Source organism: Vagococcus allomyrinae (genome assembly GCF_017829975.1).
Lineage (GTDB): Bacteria > Bacillota > Bacilli > Lactobacillales > Vagococcaceae > Vagococcus_D > Vagococcus_D allomyrinae.
Window position 1 is genome coordinate 98,108 of record NZ_JAEEGA010000004.1, and the last position, 23,358, is coordinate 121,465.

21 protein-coding genes are annotated in these 23,358 nt (G+C 39.9%); 1 reads left to right on the top strand and 20 read right to left on the bottom strand.

Annotation, left to right across the window (positions count from 1 at the left end; all coding sequences use genetic code 11):
- Positions 1 to 2 precede the first annotated feature (2 nt).
- From I6N95_RS07515 to I6N95_RS07570, 12 genes are all read right to left on the bottom strand, one after another.
- Positions 3 to 452: a GNAT family N-acetyltransferase gene (locus tag I6N95_RS07515; protein WP_209526311.1), complete on the bottom strand. Its 450-nt coding sequence runs from the start codon at positions 450 to 452 to the stop codon at positions 3 to 5.
- A 43-nt stretch (positions 453 to 495) separates the two neighbouring features.
- Entirely contained in the window at positions 496 to 1,035 is a 540-nt protein-coding gene (locus tag I6N95_RS07520; protein ID WP_209526313.1) for a GNAT family N-acetyltransferase, read from the bottom strand.
- A 353-nt stretch (positions 1,036 to 1,388) separates the two neighbouring features.
- The gene (locus tag I6N95_RS07525; RefSeq protein WP_209526315.1) at positions 1,389 to 2,216 is read right to left on the bottom strand and encodes an NAD(P)H-hydrate dehydratase; all 828 of its coding nucleotides are present in this window, start codon (positions 2,214 to 2,216) and stop codon (positions 1,389 to 1,391) included.
- Between the two features lie 15 nt (positions 2,217 to 2,231).
- A complete protein-coding gene (locus I6N95_RS07530) occupies positions 2,232 to 3,206 on the bottom strand; it encodes an NADPH:quinone reductase (protein ID WP_209526317.1) in 975 nt (324 codons plus the stop codon).
- 181 nt (positions 3,207 to 3,387) lie between these two features.
- Complete coding sequence (locus I6N95_RS07535; RefSeq protein ID WP_209526319.1) at positions 3,388 to 4,554, bottom strand: MFS transporter; 1,167 nt, start codon at positions 4,552 to 4,554, stop codon at positions 3,388 to 3,390.
- A complete protein-coding gene (locus I6N95_RS07540) occupies positions 4,544 to 4,870 on the bottom strand; it encodes a carboxymuconolactone decarboxylase family protein (protein ID WP_209526321.1) in 327 nt (108 codons plus the stop codon). Before I6N95_RS07540 ends, I6N95_RS07535 begins: the two co-directional genes overlap by 11 nt.
- A complete protein-coding gene (locus tag I6N95_RS07545) occupies positions 4,845 to 5,294 on the bottom strand; it encodes a cupin domain-containing protein (RefSeq protein WP_209526323.1) in 450 nt (149 codons plus the stop codon). The genes I6N95_RS07540 and I6N95_RS07545 overlap by 26 nt, the downstream gene beginning before the upstream one ends.
- Before the next feature lie 105 nt (positions 5,295 to 5,399).
- Positions 5,400 to 6,281 carry a LysR family transcriptional regulator gene (locus I6N95_RS07550; protein ID WP_209526325.1) on the bottom strand — a complete coding sequence of 294 codons (882 nt, stop codon included), beginning with the start codon at positions 6,279 to 6,281 and terminating at the stop codon, positions 5,400 to 5,402.
- Between the two features lie 77 nt (positions 6,282 to 6,358).
- Entirely contained in the window at positions 6,359 to 7,039 is a 681-nt protein-coding gene (locus I6N95_RS07555; protein ID WP_209526327.1) for a DUF4947 domain-containing protein, read from the bottom strand.
- Positions 7,040 to 7,283: 244 nt separating this feature from the next.
- On the bottom strand, positions 7,284 to 8,510 hold the full coding sequence (locus I6N95_RS07560) for an L-lactate MFS transporter (protein WP_209526329.1): 1,227 nt from the start codon (positions 8,508 to 8,510) through the stop codon (positions 7,284 to 7,286).
- A 41-nt stretch (positions 8,511 to 8,551) separates the two neighbouring features.
- Positions 8,552 to 10,978, bottom strand: a complete 2,427-nt coding sequence (locus I6N95_RS07565; protein ID WP_209526331.1) for an FAD-dependent oxidoreductase — start codon at positions 10,976 to 10,978, stop codon at positions 8,552 to 8,554.
- Positions 10,978 to 11,601: an NADPH-dependent FMN reductase gene (locus I6N95_RS07570; RefSeq protein ID WP_209526333.1), complete on the bottom strand. Its 624-nt coding sequence runs from the start codon at positions 11,599 to 11,601 to the stop codon at positions 10,978 to 10,980. Before I6N95_RS07570 ends, I6N95_RS07565 begins: the two co-directional genes overlap by 1 nt.
- Before the next feature lie 235 nt (positions 11,602 to 11,836).
- Between I6N95_RS07570 and I6N95_RS07575 the strand changes: the two genes are divergently transcribed.
- Entirely contained in the window at positions 11,837 to 12,769 is a 933-nt protein-coding gene (locus I6N95_RS07575; protein WP_209526335.1) for a LysR family transcriptional regulator, read from the top strand.
- Positions 12,770 to 12,816: 47 nt separating this feature from the next.
- On the opposite strand, the gene I6N95_RS07580 is transcribed toward I6N95_RS07575, so the two are convergent.
- The 8 genes from I6N95_RS07580 to I6N95_RS07615 all read right to left on the bottom strand — a co-directional run bounded on the left by I6N95_RS07580 (position 12,817) and on the right by I6N95_RS07615 (position 23,351).
- Complete coding sequence (locus I6N95_RS07580) at positions 12,817 to 13,713, bottom strand: FAD:protein FMN transferase (RefSeq protein WP_245249305.1); 897 nt, start codon at positions 13,711 to 13,713, stop codon at positions 12,817 to 12,819.
- Between the two features lie 45 nt (positions 13,714 to 13,758).
- Positions 13,759 to 14,583, bottom strand: a complete 825-nt coding sequence (locus I6N95_RS07585) for a helix-turn-helix domain-containing protein (RefSeq protein ID WP_209526338.1) — start codon at positions 14,581 to 14,583, stop codon at positions 13,759 to 13,761.
- 138 nt (positions 14,584 to 14,721) lie between these two features.
- Positions 14,722 to 15,435: an EAL domain-containing protein gene (locus I6N95_RS07590; RefSeq protein ID WP_209526339.1), complete on the bottom strand. Its 714-nt coding sequence runs from the start codon at positions 15,433 to 15,435 to the stop codon at positions 14,722 to 14,724.
- 328 nt (positions 15,436 to 15,763) lie between these two features.
- Positions 15,764 to 17,296, bottom strand: coding sequence for a metal ABC transporter solute-binding protein, Zn/Mn family (locus I6N95_RS07595; protein ID WP_209526340.1), 1,533 nt, complete (start codon positions 17,294 to 17,296; stop codon positions 15,764 to 15,766).
- A 566-nt stretch (positions 17,297 to 17,862) separates the two neighbouring features.
- Positions 17,863 to 19,299 carry a glycosyltransferase family 2 protein gene (locus tag I6N95_RS07600; RefSeq protein ID WP_209526341.1) on the bottom strand — a complete coding sequence of 479 codons (1,437 nt, stop codon included), beginning with the start codon at positions 19,297 to 19,299 and terminating at the stop codon, positions 17,863 to 17,865.
- A gap of 256 nt (positions 19,300 to 19,555) precedes the next feature.
- Positions 19,556 to 21,937, bottom strand: a complete 2,382-nt coding sequence (locus I6N95_RS07605; RefSeq protein ID WP_209526342.1) for an immunoglobulin-like domain-containing protein — start codon at positions 21,935 to 21,937, stop codon at positions 19,556 to 19,558.
- Between the two features lie 334 nt (positions 21,938 to 22,271).
- Positions 22,272 to 22,919 (bottom strand): DUF6891 domain-containing protein, encoded by a 648-nt coding sequence (locus tag I6N95_RS07610; protein ID WP_209526343.1) that lies wholly within the window; start codon positions 22,917 to 22,919, stop codon positions 22,272 to 22,274.
- A gap of 36 nt (positions 22,920 to 22,955) precedes the next feature.
- Positions 22,956 to 23,351, bottom strand: coding sequence for a hypothetical protein (locus I6N95_RS07615; RefSeq protein WP_209526344.1), 396 nt, complete (start codon positions 23,349 to 23,351; stop codon positions 22,956 to 22,958).
- Between the last annotated feature and the right edge of the window lie 7 nt (positions 23,352 to 23,358).

The following is a 23,358-nucleotide window of genomic DNA, read 5'->3' on the forward strand; positions in this document are numbered from 1 at the left end:
TTTTACCACTTTAACAAAAGAACTTTCTCTCCTTCTACCTCTTCTCCGGTCAAACTAAATCCTTGTTTTTGATACAAGCGGATCGCTACTTCATTGGTAACCTCTGCCGAGATTCTCAATTCAGTTTCATCCATGGTTTGTTTAAACCAGTTAACCCCTGCCAATATTCCTTCCTTTCCATACCCTTTACCTTGCTGGTCCTGGTCAATCATAAAACGCTCGATCCACCATGAATCAACTGGATAACTTGAGTCAGCCTGATAATAACTGTACATGATAAAACCGATGATATCACCCTCAGAACTAATAGCAAATGGCTTTCTATTGCTTTCATAGTTGGCTTCCAATAATGAATACCAATTAGGTGCCACAAAGTGACCTTGACTGGCTTTAGTTTTCAGTTGAGCGCACTGTTTATAATTCGATTGATCAATTTCTTGTAAGACAATCATCGCGAACCTCCTATTTATGTGTAATCTAACTAAAAACAAGGGTTTAACCTTGCTTTAAAAAACTCTCAGAATCTTTATCTGACTTTACCTGACAACAAGAAAACAAACAGTCATGTATCAAGAACTTTTCACCTTTAAAAAAGCAAGTATTTATCCTTGCCCCCCCTGTTTTTTGATTAGTAGATAGCTCTTTCCTCAATAATAACTCATATGGTTCATCCACTGGAAAAAAACCACCCACAGCTTGATACCCCAGTTGATAATACAAGTGTTGACTATTCTCGACAGCCGAAGTAGAGGTCATAACCACTGTATGCCCAAGCTCCTTTAAATACTGTTCAAAATAATCGACTAATTTTGATCCATAACCCCGATGCCGCTGTTCTTCTACCACTACTAACATATCCATAAAAGGAATTGATTCCCAAAAGTAACTATAACGCAACCAACCCACTATACCTGCTAATTCTGCAACAAAGACCCGCTTTTCTAAAACAGCGCGAGTTAAAAAGTCTGTTTCGATGTGATGATCCATGGTGAAAAGGATGGGCAGATCCTCTTGTTTGGCCATTCTGATTTCCATAAACGTTGTGCTCCATTTTCATTTAGTCATGTCCACTTAAATCATATCATAGCTTACAGATGAAAATACATAAAAACGAGGTGTAAATAACTCCTTAGCCACTTACACCTCATTTCTATCTACATAATTGACACCCCTACATCCCAATCTTAATCACGTCAATAATAATTAGCCAAGCCACAATAATAAAAAGAATCGTTAGGATTGCCAATACCCAATAAAAAAACGTTAGGATTTTTTTCCCCATAGTACATACCCCATTGCTTTTTACAACCCTATTATAAACAAATACAAGGAGAAATCCAAGAAAAAATCATTAAATATCCGTTAAAATCACTGGCCAAACCTCAAGCTTAGTTCCCTTCAAATCGCTTCATCAATGAACTGATGTGGGTAATAAGCTCACTAGGCAACACCACATAGTGAGCTTTACCTAATCTTTCACCAATATAACTATGCAAGTAGACAGCTGCTAAAATCGCGTTATTTAGGGGAAATTGCGCGACGAAGCCAGCGATCATCCCCGCCAAGGTATCTCCCATTCCACCAGTTGCCATAGCCGCTGTCCCCAGAGGGTTCTGCCAAATGCCATCAGCCAGGTAAACCTCTGTTCGATGTTTTTTTAATACCACAATGCCCTTTAGCTGATTGACACTCAAGCGATTGCTTTCTCGGTCTTGATTTTCTATCAAGAGACCACTTAGTCGCTCCCACTCCTTTTCATGGGGAGTAAATATATACGTTGGCCCATCAGGTAACGTCAAGCGATAGTCAGCTATCAACGTAATCGCTGACCCATCAATCAGACAGATTTGTCCTTTGGTTAATAACATCAAGGTCCGTTTAAGTAAGGTCAAACTGTCAGTCGCTAAACCAAGACCAGGTCCAATCAAAATGACAGTTGCCTGCTGAATACTAGTGGTCAGACGGTCAGACTCTGACCAGTCGACAACCATCGCCTCTGGTAGTCTGGCATGTAACGGCCCATGATTAACCTTCATCGTCGCTGTTGTAACTAATCCTGCACCAGAATGAACGGCGGCCTGACTAGCCAAAATAATCGCGCCGCCATAATGCTGATCACCGCCAATTAGACAGACTCTGCCATAATTGCCTTTATGAGACATCGGCTCGCGCGCACGAATTGTTTGACCTAAAATTTCTTCTGAAATAATCTCCACCACTATCACTCCATATTAGTCAATTTTTAGCACAATTTTACCTGCAGACTCTCTTTGGCTGATTACAAGCTCATGGGCCATTCTAGCTTCTGCTAAAGAAAAAACATGATCAATGATCGGTTTTACCCCATGATTTAAGGCTCCTTTTAAGCGATAGCCATTTTCTCTTTTTTGATCATCTGTCATATTAGCTAATAACATTCCCATAATTTGGCTCTCTTGATTCATGGCCAAGCGCGGATTAAATTCAAGGCTCCCACGATTGCCAACCACCACAATTCTCCCATGTTTTGCCATAATCTCAAGGTCCCGCTGCAAATTGACATTGGCCAACATTTCAATCACAACATCCACGCCATGACCCTTGGTTAGTGTCGGCAAGGCTCGCAAATAATCTACTTGGTGATGATTTAACACAACATCAGCTCCCAGAGTAGACAATAGCTTTAAGCCTTTCTGACTACCTGCCGTGGCAATCACAATAGAACCACTTAACTTTGCTAATTGCAAGGCAAGACTGCCTACTCCTCCTGATGCGCCGTGAATCAAAACATACTCTCCCGGTAGGATTTTAGCCTTTTGATACAGTGCTTGAACTGCCGTAAAAGCACTAGTACCAAGGGCAGCCCCCTCTTCAAAACTAAGCTCATCTGGCAAATGATAAACCGAGTCTGCTTCACAGACGATTTTTTGAGCGTAAGTTCCTGTCCCACGACCACCTATCGTTGACACAAAAACCCGCTCCCCTATTTGAAAACCTTCCACCTTTGCTCCCACACGTTCAATAATGCCGGCCCCATCAGAACCAGGAGTATAAGGTAAATTAGGCAATACCCCATAGTTCCCAGAACGAATATAAGTCTCCACAGGATTAACTCCAGCTGCTTTCAGCCGAATGCAAATGTCCTTTTCCCCCATAACAGGGTCAGCAATGTCCAACAGCGTTAAGACATCGCTTTCACCAAATGCCGATACTTGTATCCCCTTCATTAAAATCCCTCCAATATCAACTGTTAACTCTCTTTTATTCTATACCTGGGCCATTTTTCCGTCAACACATGGGAACCAATTTCTTTTTCGTTCGCAAAAACACTCTTGAAAAATGACCATTCTCAAGAGTGTTGGTAAAACTATCAATTTAGTCACCTTTAAATTAAGATCGCAGAATTTGTTAGCTGGCTCTGAGTCGCTCAATTCTCGACTTAAACAACAACCATAGCCCACTCCCTACTGCTAACAAGAGCATTAAGAGTGCTTCGCTCAGAAATAAGCCCGAGAGGCTTGCATTGACAACCATTCGATTAAAGAAAGCGATCGTCACAGGAGCAAAAGCCGCTCCAAGATTGAAGGCAATCAGTAAAACTGTTGTATTCTTTTGGCCATTATTAACGGGTTGATTCACTTCATTAAAGATATATGGAACAAAGGTACGAAAAGACAACCCACACAACATAACTGCGAAAGCAGCTACGACTAAATGTTGAGCAACGGCAATTAAACACATAGCAAAACTTAAACCTAGAAACGAACATGGTAAAGTCCATCTTTTTAAGCTGGTCACAACTGGACCAAACACGAGACCAGCTAACATGGCACCTAAACCTACTAAGGCCATTAAATTACTGCCATCCGTTGCATTGCCTATTCCTTTAGTCAACAATAGCGAAGTCAGCTTGACGGTCAATGACATATAAACCGTCACCGCTACTACTAACAATACAGCATAACCCCAGACAGAAATATCCGCCTTTTTAGTTATCACAGCTTTGTCTGCTTCAACAGCCGGTATTTTCGGCACTAATAAAGCAAATAATAAAAAAATCGGCAAGGCTAAACCATAAGCTAGGAAAGAGACCCGCCAGTTAATGATCAATAACTGACCAACCAAAAAGGTCATCACCATGCCGCCAATGCCTTCAAAAGCACTTTGTAAGCCGATAACTTTAGCTAATTCAGCTCCTTTGTAAAGTGTGGTGGAAACTACATACAATAAAGGATTAAATAAACCGATCCCGATCCCGAAAAGGACCCGACTAAAGCATAAAGTCATAAAAGAACGAGTGAAGACAGGCAGAAGTCCCGCAATCAACACTAAAAATATCCCCATTAAGATAGTCCGAGAATAACCGATTTTAGTCGCAACTTTATGACCTACCAGCAATGTTAACATAATAAAAAGCGATGGCATGGTTGTCAGTAACTCAATTAGCGTCTGGCTAACATCTGAGTAGCTTTGGGAGATCGCTGGGATATTAGCTGCGATAGCGCCGCCTGAGACCACAAGTAATGACACTGACAAAAGACCAATTTTAGATAAGTTTGCCGCCTTAATGGTCATCTGATGACTCAAAAATCTCTTTCGCCATTGTAAAAGCACTCCACGCTTTTGGCCATCCTGCATAGAAGGCTAAATGAGTGATCAATTCGACGATTTCAGCCTTGATCACACCATTTTCTTTGGCCAATATTAAATGATTTTCTAGTTGAGGTGCCCCCATCGCCAGTAAAGCAGAGCAGGTAATTAAACTACGATCATGAGCCGATAATTGTGCTTCTCGCGACCAGACCTCCCCAAATAAAAGATCGTCATTTAATGCTGCAAATTGTGGCGCAAACTCCCCTAATTTCTCACGACCTGCTGTTTGTTTTTTCATCATTTTCGCCCCTTTTATCTAATTGTAGATACGATTCTTCAGAAACTGCTTCCAACCATTCAGCAGTCCCACTAGTAATGGCAATATGTTCAAACCAACTATCTTTTGTCGCACCATGCCAGTGTTTAATGCCTTCATAAATAGTCACAACATCACCGATCTTCAAAAAACGAGCCGGTTGCCCCTCTTCTTGATACCACCCCTCTCCACCCGTTACCAGTAAGAGCTGGAAGCCCCCATGATGGATATGCCAATTATTCCGACACATTGGTTCAAATGTCACTGTCGCAACGCCAACACTAATCGCCGGATCGTTAATCAATAGGTGTAGATAACTCTGTCCAGTGAAAAACTCCGCTGTGACCACATTCTTCTCACCAGGAGGGAATATAACGCCATTTTTTAGTTCTTCATACTTTGCCATGTTAACAACCTCCTAAATTTTCCTACGCCAAAAAAACCTATAATCACGTATAATGTCATCATAGGCTTAAAACTATTATTCGTCCAATGCTTAGCCCCCATAGTACTATGCTTGATAAGCATGCTTAAAACGAGCTATAACCTCTTTTACAACAGGCGTTTGTAATCTTCTTTTCCAAACAAGCACACACTTGGTTTTCACTTCTGGTGCTAAGGGCACAAACGTCACCTCCGGAAAACGATGATTGACAGTAGCTCCTTCAACAGTTAAAGCCGCTCCCACCTGATTTTCAACTAAAGCAAAGACGTTAAAAATTAAGTTGAAGGTCCCGACCACATTCAACGTCTCAAAAGGCATTCCTGACCACTCTGCCAAAAGTTTTTGAACCTCTTGACGACTTGAGCAAAGCAAAGGCAACCCGATTAAATCAGCTGCCATTATCGACTCTTTTTTTCCTAATAAAGAGTTAGTCGCAACTAGCAAGCCCCAGCGTTCGTCACGAGGGAATGGCAAACACTCATAAGCATCGGTGTTGATCGGTTCCAGTAAAATGGCTAAATCCAACAGACCTTTCTCCAACTTCTCCAAAATATCGTCGCTCGTTCCTGAGACAAGTTTGAAGTGTACTTGAGGATGATCACTGACCAACTCTTCCAACATCAAGGCCAACGTATCTGAGTTGTCTGCTTCAACACAGCCGACGGAAAAGCTTCCTTTTAGTTGCTGATTTTTCTTATCGGACAAGGCCAAGGTTAACTGATCGTTTAACGCCAATATTTCTTCGGCTCTTTCTTTTAGAAAGAGGCCATCTTCGGTCAATTCCAAGTGATTGAATTCTCTGATGAATAGCGGCAACCCAACTTGTTCTTCCAAATCCTTGATTTGCCTGCTTAAAGTTGGCTGAGTGATCGCTAGTAATTTCGCCGCCTTGGAAATATTTTTTTCTTCAGCAACCGTCCAAAAATAGCGCAATAATCTTAATTCCATAATCTGCCTCATCCCCTCTCATTCATTATAACAAGAATTCCACGGAGCTGCCAATTCGCAAGAGGATCTGAATGCTGTTATTTCAATGGCAATCTTCCGTGAAATTCCAGATACTCAATCACAGGCGTCACATAAGCCACTTCTCCATCTAATAGATACACATTCGGTTTTTGCGGATCATCATAAATTAAGCCTTCCACTTCTAAGCCCATCTCAGTGACCAACTTAATATCTGTTGCTTGAAACATAAACGCTTTAGCTTGACTTTCAGTCAGTTTCTCCTTTTGAAATTCTTCTTTTATCCGTTCCATTTCACTTCCTTCTAAGTCCAGTCGAGCAACCAATTCACTTTTTTCCGTCACAATAATTGATGGTTCACCAAGGATAACAAAGGCATCCTCTTTATTATAGGCCTTAAAATCTGGAACAATCGCCCCAAAGGATTGACCGTCATTAAAATAACCGACTTCTTGACTCTCATCTGGATCACAAAAAACTGTCATTGATTTTTCAATTTGAGCCTTTTTCTCTTCGGTTGACTCTGTTGTCTTCTCACTTTTCTCATCCAATGTAGCACTAGTCGAAGATTCGGTAGAGAGTTTCGTTTTTTTTCGTCTCTTCGACGTTTTCTCTTTTGCCAAATTAGCTGTCTCTTCCTGACGACTGTTGCTCCTGAGATCGCTATCAGCTACTTTTTCACTTTTGGAACAACCGCCCAATATCATAATCACCAAACCAACCGCTAACCACTTTTTCATATAAAATCTCCTTTGCTAAACTTTAAATAAGTCGTTGTTTTATCGAACACCTAAAATTAATTTAACCATCCTTTTTCACACGTTTTTGTAGATATTTATTAATTCATTTATCATATCATGGATGCCTGAATTCCTCAAATTCAACATTAGGTTGCGCCTGCTGACACGCAAATAAACCTGATAACCCAAAGAACGACGAAATTTAATCAATCGTTGGTGGATTACCAGGCTTACTATTTTCACTTTAAGAGATCGCCGGAACTATCACTCTTTTTTTCAATTGCATATAGACAATATTTAAAGCAAATCCAACTAAAGCAACCACTATCGCCACATAAAAGGCCTTAGTAAAATCGCCTTTATTCGCTGTCGCCATACTGGCAGCTACTTTGGGTGCAAAAAAGGCTGCCGCCGAGTACCCGCAAAAGACGATGCCATAATTAACACCTTGATGAACCGGTCCATAGTTTTCCATGACCATCGGCGGAAAAACACCCATCACACCACCGAAACACAGTCCTAATATCACAATTCCTGTAGCAAAACCAAGTTGTGAGGACAGAAGCACTAAGATCAAGAAAGCTACAATGATCATGCTTAAAATCACTGAGAGTGTATGATTTCGTCCCAATTTATCTGACACAGTTCCCCAGACCACTCTTCCAGCGCAATTACTCAAAGAATATAAACTGACATAAAAAGCGGCCGTTCCAGCAGATAAATTAAACATTTGCTGGCCGATTACTGACGCATTAGAAGCAATCATCAACCCTGAAAAGGCACCAGTAAACAGCATCAGAAAAATTAAATAAAAGAACGGTGTTCGTAACATGTTTTGCCAATTTTTATTAACTAATGGTTTGCCACCTGGCTGTTGCGGAGGAGTCCAGCCCTCTGGTTGATAATTTGCCGGAGCTGTTTGAATAAAAAAGCTAGCCACAGCCACAATGACCATATAAGCAATCCCTAACACTCTAAAGGCATACAGTGCATCAAACTGCTGAATGAAATAATTACCGATCGGAGCAGCAATAATAGCCGCACCTCCCATGCCTGCCGTAATAATTCCAGAGGCCAACCCTCTTTTATCTGGAAATAACTTGATAGTATTACTCAAACAGCCAGAATAAGCTAACCCTTGCCCTAAACCACCGATAACCCCATAAGTCAAATAGAGCATAGCAGGACTTGTTGCAAAGCCTGTTAGAAAAAAGCCTAAACCAAACAACAACCCACCAATAGCAATCGCCCATTTCGCTAAGCCTTTATCCGTTAAAAAACCGCCTAAGATCATTGGGATTGGGCCGATTGCTGCATTAATCGTAAAGGCTAACATAATCTCTGACATTGACCAGCCTTTGGTCGCACTCATCGGGCCAGCAAAAACACTAAAAGCATAGACCGCACCAGTGCAAAGCAAAACAACTGTCGAAGCCACCAAAACTTGCCACCGCTTAATATTCTTACTCATGATTCTCCTCCATCACATTTTTAGTTGATGACACGTCACGCTTAATTCGCTAACTCAGTCACGGCTGTTTCACCAGCGATACGACCAAACGTAAAAATATCTGTTAAAGAATTCCCGCCTAAACGATTGCCGGCGTGAATCCCCCCAGCCACTTCACCCGCCGCATACAAGCCAGCAATCACTTGGCCATCACGACTTAAGACATGGGTTTTAGCATCAATCTTTAACCCACCCATCGTATGGTGAACAGCTGGTTTTCGCGGGGTAGCGTAAAATGGTGCTTTTGTCACTTTCAAATCAAAGACATCTTTACCAAATTCTGGATCCTTTCCTTGATCAACATAGCTGTTATAAGCTAAAATGGTCGCTTCAAAACTAACAGGATCAATTCCCAATTGTCTGGCCAAGCCAGCCAATGTCTCATCGCGGAAGAGTGTGCCAGCTGCGACTTGTTTATCAATTTTCTCCTGAGTTGTATTATAAGCGGTCTTTTTGATCTCATCATCCGCAATCAAATAAAATAGTCCACCATTATCAATCGCCGCTTGCGTTAAGGCATCTCGACTGCCATATTCATTCACAAACCGTTGCCCCTGTTGATTGACCATCACAAAATTTTGTGGTGGAACTTGTAAGCCACTGAACAAGGCTCCTGTTTCTGGATCTGAGACGGGCATCATTTGTGAGAATCCCATGCCAACTAAGTCTGCCCCAGCACTTTGCCCCAAAACAATGCCATCACCTGTGATTGCAGGTGAATTAGAGGTTTTAATGTCATCGTTAATTTCGCTCCAATAGGTGTTGTATTCTTTTAACATTTTAGTGTTAGCTCCAAAGCCCCCCGATGCTAAAATAACCGCTTCGCCACGAACAGTGACCTTTTGACCATTCATGCCATTACCAATAACGCCAACGACGCGTCCCTCTTCCAGAATTAACTCATTTACGCCAGTATCTGTGATGATTAGACCACCGTGATCTTCTACAAATGATTGGAGAGCAGAGACATAGGCATACCCTTCATTTTTAAGAGGTTTATGACCACGACGCCATAAAGCGCCGACTGGCATTGTCACGTCTTCTTTATCAAACTCAACCCCAATTGACTCCAACCACTCCACCGATTCAAGAGCTTTATCTGTCAGTAGTTTAACCAGATCATATTGTCCCACAATTTCATGACCATGCTGATCCTTGCGTTTGCCACCTAAATACGTTTGAATCCGGTAAAAAATATTAGAATCAAATAAGTACGGACGACTTGTCGACGTTTTGGCTAAGTAATGAGCGATCTCTTTTTTTAATGTGCGAAAATCTTCAAGATAGTCCTTATCAATTGAAGCTTCATCAATGGCGACCAACTCTTCCAAGGTGTGGCTTTCTCCAGGTATCGCAGCAAAACTCTGTTGCCATTGAGGATTCGCCGCATTCATCGGTCCACCTGTCCGAACCGTATTGCCGCCAACTGCTGGAAATTTCTCGACGACAATCACTCGTTTGCCTTGTTGAAGCACTCTCGCAGCAGCTGTCAAACCAGCTCCACCGGCTCCCACAACGACCACATCAGTGGTATAATCCACATCCTCAGTATTTAAAGCACTTGGGGCCTTGGGACGCTTTCTCAAGATGTCGGGATTTGATCCCGCTAATTTAATCGCTTTTGCCACTCCATCGATCACGCCATTACTCGTCACTGACGCCCCAGATAAAATGTCCACATTCAAAGTTTGACCTTCAATGATTTGTTTAGGAATACGTGTAAACACCACATCCGCAATTCCTTCTGATTCACCTGAAGTATCAATGCTAATGTCTTCAATTCGATTATTCTTTAAGGTCACAACCATCGGAATGTCCCCATTGTGTCCAGGAGTCGTCACAGTAAACGCCCCTGATTCAAATTGAACCTCTTCTGGCACACTCAATAAGTTGGCCACTTCTGTAAAACGCAAAAAGCGCCAAAAACAACTTTCGAGAAAATCAATGGTTCGTTCATCTTTTAAGTTGCCCTCAGTATCAAAGGCCTGATGAGCCCGACCTAATAAAAATTCATAGCCTGGCATGACCGTCGCATTTACACCTGGCGCATCAAGCACTTGACGTAAATGTAATTGAGCTCTTGAAGACCCTTGAACATCATAAGAGGCACCGACAATCATGACCGGTTTACCATCCAAAGGATGCAAATTAAAGGATAACCATTCTAAAATGCTTTTTAAGGCAGAAGGGATCGAATGATTATGCTCAGGTGTGGCGATGATGACGCCATCTGCTTCGGTAATTTTAGTGTGAAAGCGTTGAATAACCTCACTATTTGACTGATCATCCGACTCATTAAACATGGGAACATCTGTCAACTCCAAAATTTCAATCTCACTTTGGTGATCAAAGTGTTTTTGCATGTACTGTAATAACATCCGATTATAAGATACTTCGGCATTTGTCCCGACAATTCCAATAAATTTCATTAGTTAAGCCCTCCATCTGCTAGGTGTTCCCAAGAAAATAGTTTGGTCTGATTAGCTTTAAATCGATGATCTTTGACCAATTGATTAGTGATTTCCACAAACAGACTAAATTCGGCAAAACACTCCTCCAATTCGGTTATTTTATCTCCATAGATCAAGTTTCCTTCTTCATCAAAGGCATCTAAAGATCGCCCTAATAAAAACTCCGAACTGGGCATAATACGAGCTTTTAGTTCAGGTGAATCCAATATTTGCCTTAAATGAGCCTGCGCTCGTGAAGAACCTAGAGAACCATGAGAGGCGCCAACGATCATCACCGGTTTGTCAATCAGAGGACGAGTTGTATAAGATAACCATTCTAAAACACTTTTTAGGGCCGCAGGAATCGCATGATCGTATTCTGGGGTGCTAATAATCACACCATCGGCCGCCAAGATTTCAGCTGATAATGCTGCAATCCCCACTGGTGCAAGCTTATCCTCTGGTTCATTAAAGGCAGGCAAGTCTTTAATTTCCCAAACCTCAATGACAGCTTTTTCTGCAAAATGTTTTTTCATATACTGCAACAGTTTTCGATTTGTCGAATCATTTGAATTCGTTCCAACAATACTGATAAATTTCATGAAACAACTTCCTTTCTTGTGCTAAGATGAACAATAAAATCTAAGAAAAATATAACAAACAACTACAATGAATGCTTAATAAGACAGTTTTTTGTGGATGTTCTAATCAATTTGCTTTATTTCTCTTCTTAGTTAGTAGTTTATATCACAAGTAATCTTTTGTGAAATATTTATTTAACTATCATTCCATAACAAATTTGTTATAATGGATTCACTAAACAGTAGGAGGTGCACCATGACCCTTGATTCGCCTAATATGCTATACTATCTCGACATGCTGCTAAAACACGGAAATTTTACCAAAGCGGCCAAAGACTTATATATCTCTCAACCCTATTTGACTCAATTGATAAAGCGAACTGAAAAAGAGCTAGACATCACTATCATTAACCGTCAGTCCTCACCACTTCAATTAACAGAAGCGGGGCGCCTTTATTACCAATACTTGTATTCATTAGAAGCAGAGCAAGATCGTTTTCGTAAAAAAATTGCTCAATACTCATCACATGATCAACATATCATTCGCATTGGCATTCTTGCTAGCTTAGGCACTTATTTATTGCCATTATTTATGCCTGATTTTGTGAAGGAACATCCTCAAATAAAAATAGAACTCCATGAAGATACGCCTTCCCACAACGATCGCAAAATTTTGAATGGCGAATTGGACTTTTTTATTGGGCAAAATCCGGAAACGATCTCACCCAATTTAACCATTCATAATTATGGACAGCACGGATACTACGCCATTATCCCAGAATCATCAAGCTTGTACCAAAAGGATAAACGGTTACTTGAAGCAAACAGTCTTTCCATCAAATCACTCTTACAAGAAAAGCTTATTTTAACGACCAGAGGATCAGCTATTCGCAAACAGGTTGACTATTTAATTCAAAAAAATAACGTCCAACCTGAGATCATACTTGAAAGTAACAATATTTTCACGATTGTTGAACTGGCCACGAAAAATATGGGCGTCACCTTTTTGCCAGAAAGTGTCAAAATTAGCAACACCAAAGATCATTTTAACATCTATCCCTTGCCGTTGGATTTACTATCTTTGGATTATTTTATCGCCCACCAAGCTTCTAAAACCTTAATCGTCGCAGAAAAAGAACTAATCACAACCTTTCTAAATAACCTTCAGCAAGATTTTAAGACCACGTAAAAAAGAGAGGAAGGAAATCACGATTTCCCCCTCTCTTTTCTCTTCTTTTAATCTTCCAAAACCACCCCTTCAGTATGAGCTAATTGACCATCAGTGGTAATGACCAACCCTTCGCCGCCTGCCACCGTTCTTAGTTCTCTAATAACCGTGACCGCTTTTTTACCAAATAAACGGGTTGTCCAAATTTCCCCCACCAAAGATTCATCAGAAATCACCGTAAGACTGGCCAGCTCCGATTGAAGCGGGTAACCTGTCTCACTATCAAAAATATGGTGATAGCTTTTTCCTTGCCACTCAAACCTTCGCTCATAAATCCCAGATGTGACAACTGATTGATTTTTCACCAGAACAATCGCAGCCGAATGTCCTCGTGGCAAAAAAGGATTCTGAATGGCGACACGCCATTTTCCATCTGCATGATTGGGGGCATCGCCAAACGTTAAGACATTGCCACCTAAGTCGATTAAACCCGCCCGTGCTTCTCGCCTTTTAAAAAACTCAATCACTTTGTCCGCAAAATATCCCTTAGCTAAAGCGCCTAAGTCGATGGCCATGCCCTTTTTTTCCAAAAAGACGGATTGCCGCTCATCATCAAGGGTAATATATCGCGGATCAATCACAGTCAACAGTTGCTTTATCCGTCCATCAGTCGGAAATTTGGCGTCTTTAAAGCCCACGCGCCATTCTTGAATCAGCGGACCAATTGCAATGTTTAAATAACTGTCTCTCAAAATACTTTGTTCTTTTCCTTTTTGAATTAGCTCAAATAGATCCTCTCGAACGCTGACTGGTGCGTGTCCTGCCTGCTGATTGATTCTCATTAAATCAGAACTGGCGTCATTAGCACTAAATCGTCTTTCATAATCGATCAACATCTCCTCGGCCTGATCCAGTAACTGCTCAGAATGATCGTGATCAACCCAGAGTTCAATGACCGTTCCCATCAGATAAAGTCTTCGTTTGTCAATTTCCACCTTACTACATCCCCTTTATCGATCTTGATACCCTTTTTTGGCATATTTTTTATAAAACTGAGACAGACTCATCGTTTCCAGTTCAATAAAATAGTGATGTTGTGGATCGAGTACTGCTAGCACATGACTAAGTTTAGCCGCTTCAGATGATGTCAGTGATACTAAATCAAAATGACCAGTCTCAGTACGGTAACAGATTCCGGAAGAATTTCCAGCAACTATTGACGGATCATAGAGCTTACCTACCGCCATAAAATCCATCTTAGCCAAAGAATAGACCGTAAGCTGAGACCGTTCAAACCAGTCGAATAAGTTCATAATAACAAAATCACTTTTAGTCAACAAATACAGTTTGTAATTATAACCTGGAAAAAGGGCTTGACAGGTTTTTGACGTCTCAGTCGTAATGGCGTAATTTGGCATATAGTAGCGACTTGGTATGATCGGTTGCTTATCAACTGCGAACCAAATTAGTTCATGCCACCATTCTGCTTGAGATCCGATCACCGAAATAACCTGCTCCAAGATAAAAGCTCTTTGCTCATCAGTCGCTTCTTTTGGCTGACACATCTCAGCTACCATCAATTGACTTAGCTCCTCGTTACTAATCGTTGATAACATTTCCATCTTCTCCTTGGCCATCTCAAGCAAAGAATCCAGAGACACATCGTACAGTAGCGCTAACTGTTTTAAACTCATCAAGTCAGGAAGACTTTTACCAAGTTCCCACTTTGATAAGGTTTGGCGTGTGATCATCAGACAGGCTGCTACGTCAGCTTGAGATAGCTTTAATTCAGTTCGAGCCCGTTTTAGTTTGGCCCCAATTGCTAAATTTATCATACATCGCCCTTTCATTTTAGTAAATCCTGCTGGTCGCACAAATTCATTGCCTCTGTCATATCGTTGTGCAACGTCTCGTTGCATCCCACTATAAGCGAGTGTTTCAAGTGTTCCTCTGATTCCATTTAAAGATAAGCCTTATGTATCTCCTTGAAAAGGCATTGAAAAGTAATAGCCTTGAAAAAAAGTTAACCCCTGATTCTTAAGCTGTTTAAAAACTTCCTCTGTCTCAATGCCTTCGATCACCAATCGCAAATGATTTTTTTCACAAAAAGATTGCCAAAAATTAATCAAACTAGTCAAAGCCAACGGTTCTAAGCCAAGTTTAGCAAAGTTAACATAAGAGATCTTCAATTCGTGAATATATGGCAAACATTCCAAAATATTGCCAACGCTATTTTGTCCTGAGCTAATATCATCAATTGAAATCTGATACCCCATCGCCTTAAGTCTTTCTAATTGTGAGGTGAACGAGATCCCTTCGCCATGGGGCACCAGTTTGGAGTTAATTACCACTTCTTCGGTGACTTCCACAATCAGCCGATGACTAATTTGCCGACTTCGCTCCAATAAGTCAATCGTTTCATCATACATCAATTCTGCTCGTGTAAAATTAATTGAAAAGCAACTATTGGGATATTTTTTCAGCAGATTGCCGACCTCATCTGTCATCCATATTAAAAAATCATTGTAATACTGACGATTATTTCGTATTTGAGCAAATTTATCACGAGGGAATCGATGGCTATTTTTACTATCCCTCAACAATATCTCATAGCCAACTGTCCCTAATTCTGCATTGACCTTACGCTGTAAAAACAAGACAAAATCATTTTTTATTATCTCTTCCATATTAATTCCCCTATTCTATTCCCCGAAATAAGTTCCTAATAATCTTCATACATTTATAACAAAAATACGATCTTTTCGAAAAACACACCAGCTTCTGAACGTCTTTCAAAAAACAGATCATGAGGCTTATTAAGAAAAGTATACCATGATTTTCGACCTAAAAACAGCGACTATCACACATGAAAGCCACAATAAAAAGTTTAGCAATAGCAGAAAATTCGCGATTTTTCGTGATACAGCAACAGACTGTTAAACAAATAGTTGCCTATTTATTCAACAGTCTTCGTTTAGTTACTTTATTGTCTCGCAAGCGATAATCTGTTAAACATCAATGAGCCATCATTTCCTGGGCAACTTCAAAACCTGATAACTCTGAAGGGTAGTATGTAGGCCAATTAGTTAACTCTTGCAACAGCTCCTCTTGACTTTGATTTCCGAAATACAAATGGAAATGAGCCGATTTGCTAGGTTCAATCGTGTGATCACTAAACTGCACCGTTCGATAGGCCCCACTGCTTGGGTCAACAGCTTCAAAACAGTAGCGAACCCCACGATTGCCTTTCTCATACTCGAGAATTTTGTATCCCACATATTTGTACTCAGAAGAAATCGATTTCCCGTGATCATCAATAAACGTCATGGAGGACCCTGTTATCTTTAGTTGATCGATCTTTGTATCATAGCCTGTTTTATAATACTCTTTATAGTCCTCAGCTGTCATATCCTTGTTTAACTTCGCCTTATATTCAAATACTGGGTCTAAAGTATTATCTAGCACATAGGGAAAGACTGACTGCCACTGACCTGCCCAATCAGCCAGTTCGCGATTTTTGACTTGCCCATCAGTAAAATAGCCATTATAAACAGTCTTTTCCGTTTCTTCAGCAGAGTCAAGCTTTGATGAGGTGCCTGAATTAATGGTCTTGCTTAAAGAAGCTAAATTTTCCTTCATGATTGAGACATAATCAGCCCCCGCTGCCATTTGCTCTTCAGTCAGCCCTTCTAAAGGATTCAAGACAAGCAGTTCTACCTTTGCTTCCTCTGCTAATGTGCGGGCAATTGTGTCTGTGGCATTCTCCTCAAAATAGATATAGGTCACATCATTGTCTTCGACATAATCTTTCAATTCTGCCAATCTGGCAGCCGATGGTTCTTCACTAGGTGATAGTCCCGCAATCGGCACTTGCTTTAACCCATATTCCAGTGCTAAATAGCCGAAGGCAGCATGTTGGGTAACAAAACTTTTTTGGCTTGCCCCAGACAGCGTATCTTTAAACAACTGATCCAAATTCGTCAATTTAGTTAAGTAGGCAGCAGCATTTTTCGTAAAAATAACTTCCTTTTCTGGATATGCTGCGATTAATTGATCGCGAATTTCTGACACTTCCTTAATCGCCAAACTTGGCGCTAACCACACATGAGGATCTAACTCATGACTGTGACCTTCATGGGAATGATCTTCTTCAGCATGATCATGTTCCTCTTCAGTACCTGGTAACAAAACCATGTTGTCTGTCGCTTTAATGACCGTTACCCCGCCCTCAGTCAAGACATTCGCCACTGAAGGAACCCATACCTCCATATTTTCATTATTATAAACAAAGACATCAGCATCTTGCAGCTTCTTTAATTCTTTGGCCGATGGCTCATAATCATGTGCCTCTGTTCCAGCAGGAATCATCAAGGAGACATCCCCTTCGTCTCCTACAATATTTTTAGTAAAATCATACATCGGATAAAAAGTAGTCACTACCTTAATCTCCCCATTGCTAGAGGTTTCCTTTTTGAGATCGCCGGTAGAACATGCCCCTAATAAACTTATCGCTACAACTCCAAGCCCCCATTTAATCAGTTTCTTCACTGTTACCACTCCCCTTATGCTCAATCAAATTATCTTAAAACGCAAAACGTAATGATTACGTTTTAAGACTTACAAATAATATCATGCCCGTCATTTGATGTCAAATAGAAAGTTGAAAAAGAGATATATAATCAGATATCGTTCCATTAACCTAAAGGTAGCTTCCACTAAAAACGGCCAATACAGCCGCTTGCCGAGTCATAATAATTCGTTCCTAACTAAATTAAAATAACTTTATTTTTCGATTTTTTATGAAAAACAAAATGTCAAAATGGAGCAAATAAAACAAGCGAGTAGCTGTCCTCCTTGGCCAACTCCTTGCTTGTTTAATCCATATAGTTCCTATTAAATAATTCTTCTTTACTGTTAAACTTTCAGCTAGAAAAAAGCTGAAAGTGCCATTCTTGAGGTCTGATTATTTAACATGATGTATATAGTTATTTTTTTTCAAAGTTGATAGTAAATACCCCTTAACTATTTCGCTAAGATAAAATACCACATTATTTGAACAATAGACCATCAAACTTTAGTAAAACATTCTTCATCCTTTTCCATCAACTTCACATTTACTCCAGTTTACGAACAGAAGACTTACTAGATTTTGTATCTTCAAGTTCGATCAACGTTTTATTATGTGGTGTCTTTACCCAATGACCTTGTTGTTTGAATTTTAAAAGACCTCTTATTTGAACAACCATAAATGTCAAACTGTAATAAGGCAGACTTAAGAACACTGTCTTTAGAAAAAATTTTTTCTGATGTATTTGATGCAGTGTGAATAACGGAAGAAAGGCATAGCTGTATATCCCAGTAAACCAATAAAAAATAAACAACGGAAAAAAACTATGAAACAGATGAAATAAAAATTGATTGTAAACCAGATCAATATTATATGTTGCAACATACGTGATATACATAAACAAGGCGTTAAGCACTGCAAAAATTACATAATACAACGATTGCCCCATACTGTAAAGATAGATTAACTGATCGATATATTTCCATTTCCGCGTTTTAAAAAACGCCTTTAAGAGACACCCGCTATTTTTAAACGCCACATACCAGTGGCCTTGCGCCCATCGCGTGCGCTGCTTCATACTGATTTGCAAATGATCTGGTTTCTCATCATAGACACCCGCAAAATAATTCCAAAGAATTCGCCCGCCATCCTTAACTATCTCAATCTCCAATTCTAAATCTTCTGTCAAAGAATCAAATTTGAAACCTCCCTTTTTCAAAAGATAATTCAAATTTAAAGCCATACCAGTTCCACCTAATGAACATGGCAATTTTAAACGATATTTGGCATGTTGAAAAAAACGATTGCTGATCCAATAAGAAATGCCATAACCTCTACTTAAAATAGTTCCATAATTTTTAACCCCTAAATAACTCTGAATGGCCTCTGGCTTTCCCTTTGATTGCCACTGAGAATTAAGTTCTTTAAGCAAATGCTGATCAACATGATTATCCGCATCAATAATTAATAAAATATCATATTGATCAGCAAGTCCTTCAAACCCCAAAGTTCTTAATGCGTATTGGATTCCACCAGGTTTCCCTACGCCTTCTCTAGGAAATAACTTCTCGCCAGTGTTGACGTGATTAACACCTATTTGAGTGCAAATCATTTCAGTCTCATCCGTCGAATTGTCATTGATAACCACAATTTCAAATAGTTCTTGTGGGTACTCTAACTTTCTTAAATTTGTAACAGTAGAGGCAATCACTTGCTCTTCATTATGAGCAGGTATCAAAATTAAAAACCGGGTTTTCGGTCGGCGGTCGGCGTAATCTTTCACAGGTTTCCTGATCCCCATTAATGACAGTGCCACAACATAATAATATTGCAAGCTGACAAATACAAATGAGACAGTAATTAACAGTTGAAGATGTTTGGTGTTCAATTTAAAGTAGGCAAACATCAGTGACAAACCAACAAATACGAAAATAAAAACCAAACATTTCTTTAGTACAATCCAACCAATTTTATAATATTTCAAAAAAAATCCCCTTCTGACATTTTTTTAATAGAAGAACATTTCAAGTTCTTCCCATGTAAAAGAAGAACTTGAATTGTTTTTCACTCTAAATCGTCGTTGACTCTGCCTCACTCGGCAGTACTACGCTAAGCTTCTATCTCAACAATTCTAAGTGCTAAAGCACTCGGAACAATGGCAATATCTCATTCAGCTTTTTCTCATATCATTAAAATATGACCACTTTTACTAGTTAGAGTAACCTGATAAAATAGTCTTTTTATAACTCAATATCCCACTCATCTTGTTTCTTTTTAAAGACATACATAACAACTAATATTAAACCAATTAATGAACACATCATATTAGACGCGTTCACGCCTGTCTTAGGTAAAGTCGCCTTGCCTGTCTTAATCACATTTGTTTTAGGTGCTGTGTTAATTCCGCTTGTTTTAATGGTAGAATGGCCATTATTTCCAGAACCGTCACCCTTAGCCTTAACTGTCAACGTGATTGTTTTTTCCTTATTTTTTGCTGAAGCAGGTTGGGTTGGTGACCCCTTAACCTCTTTACCATTATTTACGCCAGCATAAGCTGTGAATCGAATTTGCTGAGTTCCTGGCTCCACTAAGGTGCTGCCTGGTGTACTGACCTTGATCGCATCACCTAACACTTCAAATCCCACATTTTCCGCATTTTCAGTCGTTGCCCAAGCTAAAATCATCTCTTCGGTTAACTTGTCACCAACATACATAACGTGATCTTCCACATTTAAAGTCGGCATGATAACATCGGCGACAGATAGAGTGATAACTTTTGTGGCAGTATTATGAGCCGTATTCGTATAAGAATACTCAATTCGATACTTGCTGCCAGCGACATTGGTGTTAATTTCACCATCCAACAACTTAAAATCAGTAACAGCAAGGTTTTCACCATCTACTGGATCACTGGCACTGGCCCATCCTCTAATCATTGCGTCGGTAATTGTCTCACCAATCTTAACCGTTTGGTCAGCTGCCGTGATTGTTGCATGCCGCTCAGCTACTGTCACAGTCAATGAAGCAGTTGCCACATTACCAGAAGAGTTCGTTACTGAATAATCAACCGTAAATGTATTCCCTACGGTTGTTGTGTCGAGCACTCCCCGTTTGGTCACCGTGTAGGTAACTTTATCAATCAAATCAGCCTCAAGCGGATCTTCCACAGTCACCCAACTTCTAATCATGGCATCAGTAACCTCCTGATCTTGAACAATTGTTGGCGAGGAGACAATAATTTTAGGAATTCTTTCTTCAACAATGACTGGCACAGTTACCGTCTCTGTTTTCAAAGCCGAGTTAGTCGCTGTATAAGTAACAGAATAGGTACCAGGCGTCTCAGTCGCCACATTATGAGTGGCCGTCACCTGAAGAGCACCATCTCTTTCATCGGTTGCTGTTGCATAATTTTCTGGCGTAAAAGTTGAGCCTTGAAAGATCGTAATGGAACTTTCCGTGTTGATTGTAATATTACTTTCAGCCACGGTGATATTAACGGTAACTGACTCTACGACACCACTACTACTCTTAGCCGAATATGTCACAGGATAAACACCTGCTAAAGTAGTATTAACATTCCCAATAATTGAAAGACCAGAATCCGTCGTCACATCATAGGCTTCTAAATTCTTAGTAGTGCCATCCGCCATAGTTTCAAACGCCACAATCCCTTCTTGAGGATCGAAAGTTTCACCTAAAAGGATACGACGGTCTGAAGCTGTTAACGTTACTCCTTTAAGCACCGTTACTTTAACAGTCACTTCTGTCGACGTGCCATAATCTTCCGAAGAGACAACAACTGAAATATTAAACTCTCCAACATCGCCACCACCAGCTGAACCATTTGTCGCAATCTTATAATCTGAAGCTGGTAAAACTTTTCCGTCAGGTCCTTTCACAACCAATCGCTTTTTGATTTCAGCTGTCAAATCACCATTTTGTGCAATCGTAAAGTCTGAAATTGAGGCTGTTAGCATACCATATTGGCTATCATCAACCACGTAAACTTCAACTGTTCTCGTTGTTTTCGGTCCACCATCAACCGAATCTACCTCATAGACAACAATATAAGGTGGTGCATTTTTTTCAATCGCTTTAGCTATATCAACAGTATTTGTGACCACTTTAATTCGCTGACTTACATCACCTGAATGATCATAGGCATAGACACCCACCAACGGATCGAAAACAACCCCTTTTTTGATCATTTTAACAGGATTAACCGATAAAGTGGGAGCATTGAGCCCACCATTATTTTCTCCAGGTAGATGGCTAACATCGTCACCAGGAGTTGGTGTAGGAGTCGTTGGCTCATCAGCTGGTGTCACAACTACTTCAGGTGTTGGCGTTACTAATACCTCTGGAGCAAGCTCCTCCTTGGGTAACGGCGCCGGTACTGTTTCAACTGTCGATGGCGCTTCCTCTACTGGTAATGGGGTAACTTCTGGAGTAGGCACAACTTCTACTTCTGGTGCAGCTTCCTTTGAGGTGATTGTACCCGCATTTTCTGTTACAGGCATTTTTTCTTGTAGCGTCTCAGCTGCAATTGCCCCTTGAGCATTCAAAAATGATGGTGCAATTAATGTTACCAATGTCAACTTAATTAACGTTTTATTTTTCATATCTAGCTCCTTTTCATTAATTACCCCTTTTTAAAAAGAGATACCTCAAGTATAAGCTATAAATAAAACTTTTAAAACCTTTTTAAATAAAAAGTATCAATAAATCGAATAAACTGATTTAATAAGACGACAAACAGCTTAAACGATAAAAACATCTAGAATGTAAGCTCCTATAAACCGACTTAATTAAAACTAATGACCAAAAGATAGTCATTATCTTTTGGTCATTAGTTAGCAATTCATCACAAACACCTCAAGCTTTACTGCAAATTTGTAGAGTGAATCACTAAGAATCATAATAGGAATCGGAATGGCTGTCCATTAAGCACCTCTTTTATACGACATAGGTTTCACGCATCACCTGAATTGCTTGTTCGACTCCGTTCGCCTCATTGTTAAAAACCTTGTCCCACGTAAACTCCTCAATGCAGATACGCTGATGGACCGTTTCATCCCAACTTACCGTGAAATTTTGTTGTGCTAATAAAGACACAACTCGTTTACCAACAGCTAAAGCAATTTCCTCATCCCCATTCATACTATTAAAAGCTAAAAACAATTCGCCGATTGTTGGGTCCATGCTTCTTTCAATATCTTGTTGATGAAAAAAACAGTAACCAAAACGAGGAATCTCATTAGCTTTCATAAATTGAAACACATCTCCTACAGATTCATGACCTTCACTCATATCATAACCAGCAAAATCAACTGCAATAATCCTCTCACGATTAAGTTGATCAAAAACTTGACGTAACCGTTCATAACAAGCTGAAGATGTTGACTGATAACTGGTCTTAACTTCCATAATCATCTGTCGAACGTCAGCAACTGCTAATAGGCTCCTCTCATAATCAAAAAAGAGCTCTTCTATTTGCTGAATCGCTATTTCTTCTACCTCCTCTTTTGCAAAATAACCTGAATTAACAGTAAAATTTAAGACTTCGTATATCTCCTGTTTTAGCTCTTCACTCATATCGTCCATCTTGTCTCCTTTCTTTCTCTAACAAATAGCTCACCTTTATTTCTGACTAAAAGATAAAACCTCCATAGATCTAAAATAGAAAAATAGCGCCCCATCTTCGTAATCAATCACCTCGTATTGAACCGTTGTCCCTGGCCCATAGTCTAGTATGATAATATCAAAACCAGAAATTGGGTGATAACCTCCTCCAAACCCTTCTAGCCTAAACGAAGAAACATCCTTAAATAAAATTGTCAACTTCTCCTTGATGCCATCAATTAACTTGAACGTTATTTTTAAATAAGAAAGTTTTTCACTATACCACTCGTCATAATCTGTATAAAGTTCTAATGACTCAATGCCTGTAATAAACTGACTAGAAAATTGTGGATATAATGCCAAAATTTGTGGATCGGACCATTTATAACGCTTTTCATGACGATACTTATTCATGTAACCT

Bases quoted from the DNA above. Each gene is read 5' to 3' on its own strand.
- I6N95_RS07565 (WP_209526331.1), bottom strand. From the start codon at position 10,978: ATGAAATTTATTGGAATTGTCGGGACAAATGCCGAAGTATCTTATAAT.
- I6N95_RS07570 (WP_209526333.1), bottom strand. From the start codon at position 11,601: ATGAAATTTATCAGTATTGTTGGAACGAATTCAAATGATTCGACAAAT.
- I6N95_RS07530 (WP_209526317.1), bottom strand. From the start codon at position 3,206: ATGAAGGGGATACAAGTATCGGCATTTGGTGAAAGCGATGTCTTAACG.
- I6N95_RS07515 (WP_209526311.1), bottom strand. From the start codon at position 452: ATGATTGTCTTACAAGAAATTGATCAATCGAATTATAAACAGTGCGCT.
- I6N95_RS07575 (WP_209526335.1), top strand. From the start codon at position 11,837: ATGACCCTTGATTCGCCTAATATGCTATACTATCTCGACATGCTGCTA.
- I6N95_RS07540 (WP_209526321.1), bottom strand. From the start codon at position 4,870: ATGAAAAAACAAACAGCAGGTCGTGAGAAATTAGGGGAGTTTGCGCCA.
- I6N95_RS07580 (WP_245249305.1), bottom strand. From the start codon at position 13,713: ATGGGAACGGTCATTGAACTCTGGGTTGATCACGATCATTCTGAGCAG.
- I6N95_RS07585 (WP_209526338.1), bottom strand. From the start codon at position 14,583: ATGATAAATTTAGCAATTGGGGCCAAACTAAAACGGGCTCGAACTGAA.
- I6N95_RS07610 (WP_209526343.1), bottom strand. From the start codon at position 22,919: ATGGACGATATGAGTGAAGAGCTAAAACAGGAGATATACGAAGTCTTA.
- I6N95_RS07590 (WP_209526339.1), bottom strand. From the start codon at position 15,435: ATGGAAGAGATAATAAAAAATGATTTTGTCTTGTTTTTACAGCGTAAG.
- I6N95_RS07550 (WP_209526325.1), bottom strand. From the start codon at position 6,281: ATGGAATTAAGATTATTGCGCTATTTTTGGACGGTTGCTGAAGAAAAA.
- I6N95_RS07535 (WP_209526319.1), bottom strand. From the start codon at position 4,554: ATGACCATTAAGGCGGCAAACTTATCTAAAATTGGTCTTTTGTCAGTG.
- I6N95_RS07605 (WP_209526342.1), bottom strand. From the start codon at position 21,937: ATGAAAAATAAAACGTTAATTAAGTTGACATTGGTAACATTAATTGCA.
- I6N95_RS07615 (WP_209526344.1), bottom strand. From the start codon at position 23,351: ATGAATAAGTATCGTCATGAAAAGCGTTATAAATGGTCCGATCCACAA.
- I6N95_RS07560 (WP_209526329.1), bottom strand. From the start codon at position 8,510: ATGAGTAAGAATATTAAGCGGTGGCAAGTTTTGGTGGCTTCGACAGTT.
- I6N95_RS07555 (WP_209526327.1), bottom strand. From the start codon at position 7,039: ATGAAAAAGTGGTTAGCGGTTGGTTTGGTGATTATGATATTGGGCGGT.
- I6N95_RS07545 (WP_209526323.1), bottom strand. From the start codon at position 5,294: ATGGCAAAGTATGAAGAACTAAAAAATGGCGTTATATTCCCTCCTGGT.
- I6N95_RS07520 (WP_209526313.1), bottom strand. From the start codon at position 1,035: ATGGAAATCAGAATGGCCAAACAAGAGGATCTGCCCATCCTTTTCACC.